The sequence below is a fragment of the Rhodococcus sp. ENV425 genome (genome assembly GCF_002887785.1).
Taxonomy (GTDB): domain Bacteria; phylum Actinomycetota; class Actinomycetes; order Mycobacteriales; family Mycobacteriaceae; genus Rhodococcus; species Rhodococcus aetherivorans.
The window spans coordinates 25,503-35,223 of the sequence record NZ_PCZU01000182.1; the positions used below are offsets into that span (position 1 = coordinate 25,503).

At 70.5% G+C, this 9,721-nt stretch carries 5 protein-coding genes; all 5 read left to right on the plus strand.

Annotation, left to right across the window (positions count from 1 at the left end):
- Window positions 1-35 precede the first annotated feature (35 nt).
- Window positions 36-587, plus strand: a complete 552-nt coding sequence (locus CQZ88_RS15070) for a DUF732 domain-containing protein (RefSeq protein ID WP_102799974.1) — start codon at window positions 36-38, stop codon at window positions 585-587.
- Between the two features lie 11 nt (window positions 588-598).
- Complete coding sequence (locus CQZ88_RS15075; RefSeq protein WP_043801822.1) at window positions 599-1,561, plus strand: cutinase family protein; 963 nt, start codon at window positions 599-601, stop codon at window positions 1,559-1,561.
- A 150-nt stretch (window positions 1,562-1,711) separates the two neighbouring features.
- On the plus strand, window positions 1,712-2,713 hold the full coding sequence (locus tag CQZ88_RS15080) for an LLM class F420-dependent oxidoreductase (RefSeq protein WP_102799975.1): 1,002 nt from the start codon (window positions 1,712-1,714) through the stop codon (window positions 2,711-2,713).
- Window positions 2,714-2,882: 169 nt separating this feature from the next.
- Complete coding sequence (gene fadD32 / locus CQZ88_RS15085) at window positions 2,883-4,772, plus strand: long-chain-fatty-acid--AMP ligase FadD32 (protein WP_006941930.1); 1,890 nt, start codon at window positions 2,883-2,885, stop codon at window positions 4,770-4,772.
- Between the two features lie 50 nt (window positions 4,773-4,822).
- Window positions 4,823-9,721: polyketide synthase Pks13 (gene pks13 / locus CQZ88_RS15090; RefSeq protein ID WP_308410806.1), on the plus strand; the 4,899-nt coding region annotated here is incomplete at its 3' end.

A 9,721-nucleotide genomic window follows, 5' to 3' on the forward strand; every position in this document is an offset into this window, starting at 1 on the left:
CCATTTCCGACGATTGGATGCGAGGACACCACCACATGCCTGCACGGACCCGTTCGAGCCTGACCCGCGTCCTGGGCGCCGGCGCCGCGGCGCTCGCAGCCACCGCCCTCCTGGGCGCCTGCGGTAGCGACGATTCCACGGCGACGAGCACCCCGTCGACGTCCGTGTCGGCGACCACCTCGACATCCGCCGCGGAGACCACCTCCGGCGAAGCGACCACCACAGCCCCCGGCGACACGGCCACCACGAGCCCGGGCGAGGCCGCCACCGCGCCGCCGGCGCAGCCGGAGACCGAGCCCGGATTCCCGGGCCCGACCGAGGTGCCGGTGGACGACCGCGGCCAGGCGTTCCTGGACGGGCTCCGGAAGCAGGGCGTGGAGCCGGCCGCGGACGGCAGCATCGCGATCAACACCGCCAACTACATCTGCGCCGCGACCGCCCAGGGCAGCTCGCCCGAGGAGATCAAGACGATCGTGACCGCATCGGTGGGCAGCGAGGCCGCGGCCGCCGGCAAGGAGATCTCCGAGGCCGACGCCGCGACGACCGCCGACGTCTACATCACCGTCGCACGCGACACCTTCTGCTAGGAGCTGCAATGATGACGGCCCGAGCGAAGCAACGACGCCGGAGGCGGGGAATCCTCGTCCTCGGGATCCTGGTCGTCCTGGCGGCCGTGCTCGCGCTCTGGTACATCCTCGCGGGCCGGCTCCCGGTGCCCGGGCCGCCGGGGCCCCTCGGGCCCGAGAAGCCGGAGGCGCAGCCCGCATCGTGCCCGGACGTCCAGGTGGTGGCGGTACCGGGCACGTGGGAGTCGGCGGCCTGGGACGATCCGTACAACCCGACGTTCAATCCGCTGTCGCTGATGCTGAACGTCACGCGTCCGCTGCAGGAGCGCTTCGACGCGCAGCGTGCCGACGTGTACACCGTTCCGTACGTCGCCCAGTTCTCGAATCCGGTGGCGCTCCCGCCGGACGGGCAGCAGTCCTACAACAACAGCCGCACCGCCGGCACCGCGGCGACGGAGGACATCCTCGCGCGCCGCTTCGCCGAGTGCCCGCTGACCAACTACGTCCTGACCGGCTTCTCGCAGGGTGCGGTCATCGCGGGCGACGTCGCGGCGCGCATCGGCGCCGGTGACGGGCCGGTTCCGGCGGATCGGGTGCTCGGCGTGGCGCTCATCGCCGACGGCCGTCGCGACCCGGGCACGGCCGAGACGATCGGCCCGCCCGTCGCGGGCGTCGGCGCCGAGCTGTCCCTGGACGGACTGCGGCTGCCGGGGATCACCATGACCGGCGCGCGGCCCGGCGGGTTCGGGGAGCTCGAGGACAAGGTGGTGGACATCTGTGCACCGACGGACGGCATCTGCGACGCACCGCCGAACGCGCTGAACCCCGGCAACTGGCTCGCCAGCGCGCCGCGGTTGCTCGAGTACGCGAACAACCCCGTGCACGCCCTGTACAACTCGTTCGTCGTGGACGATTCGGGTACGACGGCGACGCAGTGGGTGGCGAACTGGGCGATCGAGAAGATCGAGGAGGCGCCGAAACCACCGGAGGAGTGATCCCTCCCCGTTGTTACCGGCCGGTAGTGTCGGGGATCACCACCCGATACAATCGTTCCTCGGTCGGCGCTTAGACTCGACCTTCGGTCCTGACCCGGGAAGCTCTCCGGGTCGGTGACGCGCGACCACCGCCACACGAGAAGAGGTTCGATGAGCGCCACCGACGGCTCGGCTGCCACGCAACCGCGGAAGTTTCGTTTCGCCGCGGGTGGCGAGGGCAACGCCGAGGAGGGCGGCGCCCGGCGCTTCGTCAAGCTGGCACAGAAGGCCGAGGAGCTCGGCTACGACAGCTTCATGATCCCGGACCACCTGGGCAACCAGGTCGGACCCATCGCCGCGCTCGGTGCGCTCGCCGTCGCCACCGACAAGATCCGCCTCGGCACCGCCGTCCTCGCGAACGGCTTCCGCCATCCCGCGATCCTGGCCAAGGACGCCGCGACCGTCGACGTCCTCTCGGGCGGCCGGCTCGAACTCGGGATCGGCGCGGGATGGATGAAGGAGGAGTTCGACAAGGCGGGCATCGCCTACGAGCGCCCCGGCGTCCGGATCGAGAAGCTCGAGGAGACACTGCAGATCCTGGACGTGCTCCTGCGCGGCCAGGAGTGCAATTTCGAGGGCAAGCACTACCGCATCGACGGCCTCAAGGGCAGCCCGCGGCCGCGCCAGGGCCCGCGACCGCCCATCGCGGTCGGCGGCGGGGGACCGAAGATGCTCGCGCTGGCGGCGAAGTACGCCGACATCATCTCGGGGGCCTCTCCCACGAACCGCGACGGCCGGTTGTTGCTGTCGGGGATCACGATGGACAAGACTGTGGAGCGGGTGGACGTGATCCGTCGCGCGGCGGGGGATCGGTTCGATGACATCGAGCTGAACTGGACCATCACGATGATTCTCGTCACGGACGATCGCGAGCAGACCGCCGAGATGGCGCTGGCCGCCCTCGACCAGGGATTCCCCCCGAACATCGAGGTGGACGTCAAGCTCACGGTGGACGAGATCCTCGAATCGCCATATCTCGCAATCGGTTCCTACGAGGAGATCGCCGAGCAGATCCGCAACGTGCGGGCGAAGACCGGGATGTCCTACGTGGGGGTCTTCCCCACCCAGATGGAGGCGTTCGCACCGGTGATTCCGCTGTTGGCGGGGGAATGACCGATGCGGATCTGTAACATAATCGTGATTTCGGATCGATGGACAGATTCGTGAGATGCACGGCCGGATGCTGTTGAGCTGTACAGGTACGACGATCCGCTAGCGCGAAGACAAGTGCGGGGCGCAACCATGTCGAGTGGTTGTGGGATCGCTTCGACAGGGAGAAGGAATGAGCGTCGGGTTCGAAGAGTTCATCGATGAGAACGGACAGATCGTGTTGCCCGAGGGCAACACTCTGCTCGACCACCTCGAGCAGCATTTCGCCGAGAACGGCGACGATCTTGCGTACCGTTACATCGATTACTCGCGGGAACGTGACGGCGAGGTCCACGAGCTGACCTGGCAGCAGTTCGGGGTGCGCCTGCGCGCGATCGCGGCCCGGCTGCAGCAGGTCACCAAGCCCGGTGACCGCGTCGCGATCCTCGCCCCGCAGGGCCTGGACTACGTCGTCTCCTTCTTCGCGGCCATCTATGCCGGCACCATCGCCGTCCCGCTGTTCGACCCCGACGAGCCCGGCCACACCGACCGGCTGCACGCCGTGCTCGGCGACTGCACGCCCAGCGCCATCCTCACCGCCACCTCCTCGGCGGCCGGGGTCCGGCAGTTCTTCCGGCCGCTGCCCGCGGCGGAGCGGCCCCGCATCATCGCGGTCGACGCGATCCCCGACACCGTCGCCGGCTCGTGGACGCGGCCCCACATCGGCACCGACGACATCGCCTACCTGCAGTACACCTCCGGATCGACGCGCGTGCCCGCGGGCGTGGAGATCACCCACCGCGGTGTGCTCACCAACTGCATCCAGATGGCCGACTCCATCGAACTCAACGAGGGTTCGCGCGGCGTGACGTGGCTGCCGCTGTTCCACGACATGGGCCTGCTCACCGTCATCCTGCCGGCGATCGGTGGCAAGTACATCACCATCATGAGCCCGCGCGCCTTCGTGCAGCGGCCGGGCCGGTGGATCAAGGAACTCGCCGCCGTCTCCGACGGGGCCGGCACGTTCGCCGCCGCGCCGAACTTCGCGTTCGAGCACGCCGCCGCGCGGGGCCTGCCCAAGCCGGGCGAGACCCTCGACCTGAGCAACGTGATCGGCCTGATCAACGGCAGCGAGCCGGTGACCACGTCCTCGATGCGCAAGTTCAACGACGCGTTCGCGCCGTACGGCCTGCCGAAGACCGCGATCAAGCCGTCGTACGGCATGGCCGAGGCGACGCTGTTCGTCTCGTCCACGCGGCACACCGACGAGGCCCGGGTCATCTACGTCGACCGTCACGAGCTCAACGCCGGCCGCATCGTCAAGGTCGACAAGGAGGCGCCGAACGCCATCGCGCAGGTCTCCTGCGGTTACGTCGCGCGCAGCCAGTGGGCCGCGATCGTCGACGCGGAGACCGCCACCGAGGTGCCGGACGGGCACGTCGGCGAGATCTGGCTGCACGGCGAGAACATCGGCATCGGGTACTGGGGGCGCACCCAGGAGACCGACGAGACCTTCCACAACAAGCTCGTCGACCGCCTGCCCGCGAGCAGCCACGCCGAGGGCACGCCCGCGGACGCCCACTGGCTGCGCACCGGCGACTACGGCGTGTACGTCGACGGCGAGCTGTACATCACCGGCCGCGTCAAGGACCTGGTGATCGTGGACGGCCGCAACCACTACCCGCAGGACCTGGAGTTCTCGGCGCAGGAGGCCAGCTCCGCGCTGCGTCCCGGCTTCGTCGCCGCCTTCGCCGTGCCGGCCAACCAGCTGCCGCAGGTGGTGTTCGAGAATTCGCACTCGGGTCTGCAGTTCGATCCCGACGACGCCTCGGAGCAGCTGGTCATCGTCGCCGAGCGGGCGCCCGGCGCGGGCAAGGCGGATCCGCAACCCGTCGCGGACACCGTTCGCGCGGCGATCTCGGCACGGCACGGGGTGACCGCGCGCGACGTGCTGCTCGTGCCTGCCGGGTCGATCCCGCGCACGTCGAGTGGCAAGATCGCGCGGCGCGCCTGCAAGGCCGCCTACATCGAGGGAACCCTGCGCGGTGGTTACACCCAGCAGGCATTCCCCGATAGCGTATAAAAATTGTTCTCTTTCCCGGGTAGCGTGGTGGGTTGATGGCTGACACTGAAATGACCGTCGCGCAGCTGCGCGAGTGGCTGCGGAACTGGATCGCCGAGGCTACCGGGCAACCGGTGGCGCAGATCTCCGACGATCGCCCGATGGAGGAGTTCGGCCTCTCGTCCCGCGACGCCGTGGCGCTCAGCGGCGAGGTCGAGGAACTGCTCGGCGTCACCCTCACCGCCACGATCGCCTACCAGCACCCCACCATCGCGTCGCTGGCCACGCGCATCATCGAGGGCGAACCCGAGCTCCCGGAGGGCGACGACAGCGCCTTCTACGCCGCCGGTCCGGCCGGCAGGACGCACGATGTCGCGATCGTCGGTCTCGCCGCCCGGCTGCCCGGGCACGTGAGCACCCCCGCGGAGATGTGGGAGCTGCTCGCCCAGGGCCGCGACGGCATCACCGACCTCCCCGAGGGTCGCTGGTCCGAATTCGCCGACGATCCGCAGATCTCGTCGGCCATCGCTGCAGCCAACACCCGCGGCGGCTACCTCGACGACGTCAAGGGCTTCGACGCGGAGTTCTTCGCGATGTCGCCGCGCGAGGTCGAGATGGTCGACCCGCAGCAGCGCCTCGCCCTCGAACTCACCTGGGAGGCGCTCGAGCACGCCCACATCCCGGCCAGCGACCTCAAGGGCCGCCCGGTCGGTGTGTTCATCGGCAGCTCCGCCAACGACTACCAGCTCCTCGCGGTGAGCGACCCGTCCGCCGCGCACCCGTACGCCCTGACCGGCACGGCCACGTCGATCGTTGCCAACCGGGTCTCGTACTTCTTCGACTTCCGTGGCCCGTCCGTCGCCCTGGACACCGCATGCTCGTCGTCGCTCGTGGCCGTGCACCAGGCGGTGCGCGCCCTGCGCGACGGCGACGCCGACGTGGCGCTGGCCGGTGGCGTGAACATGCTCGTCGCGCCCGCCGCGACCCTCGGCTTCGACCAGCTCGGTGTGCAGGCCCCCGACGGCCGCATCAAGGCGTTCTCGGCCGACGCCGACGGCATGGTCCGCGCCGAGGGCGGCGGCCTCGTCGTGCTCAAGCGGCTCGAGGACGCCGAACGCGACGGCGACACCGTGCTCGCCGTCATCGCCGGTTCCGCCGTCAACCAGGACGGCCGCTCCAACGGCCTGGCGGCCCCGAACCCGGAGGCCCAGGTCGACGTGCTGCGCCGCGCGTACCGGGACGCGCGCATCCTGCCGTCCGGCGTCGACTACATCGAGGCCCACGGCACCGGAACCGTGCTCGGCGACCCGATCGAGGCGGACGCCCTCGGCCGCGTCGTCGGCCGCGGCCGCGACGCCGACAAGCCGGTGCTGCTGGGCTCGGCGAAGACCAACTTCGGCCACCTCGAGGCGGCCGCCGGCGCGGCGGGCCTGATCAAGGTGGTCCTCGCCATGCAGGAGAACCACCTGCCGGCGACGCTGAACTACACCGCGCCGAACCCGTACATCCCGTTCGAGCAGGCCCGCCTGAAGGTCATCCCCGAGGGCGCCGAGTGGCCGCGCTACACCGGCAAGGCGATCGCCGGCGTCTCCGGCTTCGGCTTCGGCGGCACCAACGCGCACGTCGTGGTCCGCGAGTACACCGGACCCGAAGCGGACGCGGAGTCGAGCGAACGTATCGTTCCGTCGGCTGAAGGAGCTGAAGGGCACATTCGCTCGGAGCAGGGCGAGGAACACCCGGTGCTGCTCGCGGTGTCCGCGGCGATGCCGTCGCGTCGTCGCCGGGCCGCCGCCGACCTCGCCGACTGGCTCGAGACCGAGGCCGGCAGCACCACGCCGCTCGCCGACGTCGCTCGCACCCTTTCCCGCCGCAACCACGGCCGCTCACGCGCCGTCGTGATCGCGAAGACGCGCGCCGAGGCCATCGCCGGGCTGCGCGCCGTCGCCGCCGGCAAGCCCGCGCAGGGCGTGTTCTCCGCCGACGCCCCCGCCGCCAACGGGCCGGTGTGGGTGCTGTCCGGTTTCGGCTCGCAGCACCGCAAGATGGCCAAGCAGCTGTACCTCGAGAACCCGGTGTTCGCCGCGGCCGTCGACGAGATCGACGAGCTGATCGAGGACGAGGCCGGCTACTCCATGAAGGAGAAGTTCCTCGACGACGGCCAGGACTACGACGTCGAGACCTCGCAGGTCGGCATCTTCACCATCCAGGTCGCCCTCGCGAAGCTGCTGCGCCACCACGGCGCCGAGCCGTCCGCCGTCGTCGGCCACTCCATGGGCGAGGCCGCGGCCGCGTACATCTCCGGCGGTCTGTCGCTCGAGGACTCCGTCCGCGTCATCTGCGCCCGCTCCCGCCTGATGGGCGAGGCCGAGGCGCTGCTCGAGGGCGACGACATCCGGCTCATGGCGCTCGTCGAGTACAGCGCCGCGGAGATCGAGCTGGTCCTCACCGACTACCCGCACCTCGAGGTCTGCGTCTACGCCGCGCCGACGCACACCGTCATCGGCGGCCCGCAGGACGAGGTCAACGCGATCGTCGCCCGGGCGGAGTCGGAGGAGAAGCTCGCCCGCGTCCTGCAGACCAAGGGCGCGAGCCACACCTCGCAGGTGGATCCGCTGCTCGGCGAGCTCGCCGCCGAACTCGCCGGCATCGAGCCGCACAAACCGAAGGTCGACGTGTACTCGTCGGTCGACCAGGACACCCACTACCGCGCCGGCCACGACCCCATCCACCAGGTCGAGTACTGGACCAAGGGCCTGCGGCACAGCGTGTACTTCACCAACGCGGTCAAGCTCGCCGTCACCGACGGGCACACCACGTTCGTCGAGCTGGCACCCAACCCTGTCGCGCTGATGTCCGTGGCCGCGACGGCGTACGCCGCCGGCGTGATCGACACCCAGCTGATCCAGACCCTCAAGCGCAAGGAGGACGAGCCGCTCGGCGTGCTCACCGCCCTCGCCCAGCTGTACGTGCACGGACACGCCGTGGACCTGCGCAGCCTGCTTCCGGCCGGCGAGTACGCGGACCTGCCGCGGACGGTGTTCCTGCGCAAGCCCTTCTGGCTCGAGACCCGCATCGGGACCGGCGGCAACGCCCGCGTGCCCGGCGCGCACGTCGCGTTGCCCGACGGCCGGCACGTGTGGGAGGTGCGCGCCGACGCCGTCACCGACCTGGGCGAGCTCGTCGTCGCCGCCGCGTCGCAGACGCTCGCCGACGTCACCCTCACCGCGTCCGTCCCGCACGGCGACGTCCCCACCAGCGGCACCCTCACCACCACCCTGACCCGGCACCCCGGCGGCGCGTCGCTGCACGTGCACGGGCGCGATGCGGCGAGCGGCGAGTTCCGGTTGCTGTTCGACGCGGTCGTGGTCTCCGGCGAAGCGCTGCCCGCGCCCGCCGCGGCGCCCGCGCCGGCCGAGCGGTCCAGCGGGCCGGTCGAGACGCTTCCCGAGGTGGTCGAGACCTTCGGCGACAAGTGGAACCCGGCCGGGTCGCAGACCCTCGAGGATCGGCTGGCGCTGATCGTCGCCGAGTCGATGGGCTACGCGCCCGAGGACCTGCCCGTCGAGATCCCGCTGATCGAACTGGGTCTGGACTCGCTCATGGCGGTGCGGATCAAGAACCGCGTCGAGTACGAGTTCGACATCCCGCAGCTGCAGCTCGCCGCGGTGAAGGACGCCAGCCTGCGCGACGTCGCGAAGTACCTGCGGTACGCCGTGGAGAACCGCGAGGAGGTCGCCGCCCTCGCCGCACAGCAGGCCGCCGACCGCGAAACCGCGGAGCGGGAGGACACGACGCTCGAGCTGCCCCCGATCTCGGCCGTGGAGGACACCGGGGTGGTGCACGAGGCGGAGGCGATCCTCGAAGCCGCCGAGGCCGCTGAAGCCGCGGAGGCCGGTGCGAGCACCGAAGCCGACAAGGCCACCGACGTGACCGACCGGCAGGCGGTTGCGGAGGCATCCGGCACCGACGTGCCCCCGCGCGACGCGGCCGAGCGACTCACGTTCGCGACCTGGGCCGTGATCACCGGACAGTCCGCGAAGGGCATCTTCAACACCCTGCCGATCCTCGACGACGAGACGGCCGAGCGCCTCGCGGCCCGGCTGACCGAGCGGGCGAACGGCGAGATCACCGTCGACGACGTGCTCGACGCCGAGACCATCGAGCAGCTCGCCGAGAGCGTGCGCCGGCACCTGGAGTCGGCCGACCGCATCGACGGGCTCGTCCGTACGCTGCGCCCGCGCCCCGAGGGGTCGGACGCCGTCCCGGTGTTCGTGTTCCACCCGGCCGGCGGTTCCACCGTCGTGTACGAACCGCTGCTGCGCCGGCTGCCCGAGGACACCCCGATGTACGGCTTCGAACGCACCGAGGGCCCGATCGAGAAGCGCGCCCAGGAATATCTGCCGCAGATCAAGGAGATCCAGGGCGACGGTCCGTACGTGCTGTACGGCTGGTCGCTGGGCGGTGTGCTCGCCTACGCGGTCGCCAAGCTGCTGCGTGCGGAGGGCAAGGACGTGCGGCTCGTCGGCCTCATCGACACGGTCATGGCCGGGGAGAAGGTCGAGGACACCCCGGAGGAGATCACCAAGCGCTGGCAGCGGTACGCGAGGTTCGCGAAGAAGACGTACGGGGTCGACGCACCGCTGCCGTACGACAAGCTCGCCGCGACGGACGACGAGGGCCAGGTGCGCATCCTCATGGACCTGCTCAAGATGAGCGGTACCAGGATCCCCGGCGGCATCATCGAGCACCAGCGCACGTCGTGGCTGGACAACCGGGCCATCCAGACCGCGAAGCTCGAGCCGTACGACGGCGACGTGGTGCTGTACATGGCGGACCGCTACCACGACGACGCCATCGAACTCGAGCCCGCGTTCGGAACCCGGCAGCCCGACGGCGGCTGGGGCGAGGCGGTCCGTAATCTGGAGGTCATCCATGTCGGCGGCGACCACCTCCAGGTGGTCGACGAGCCG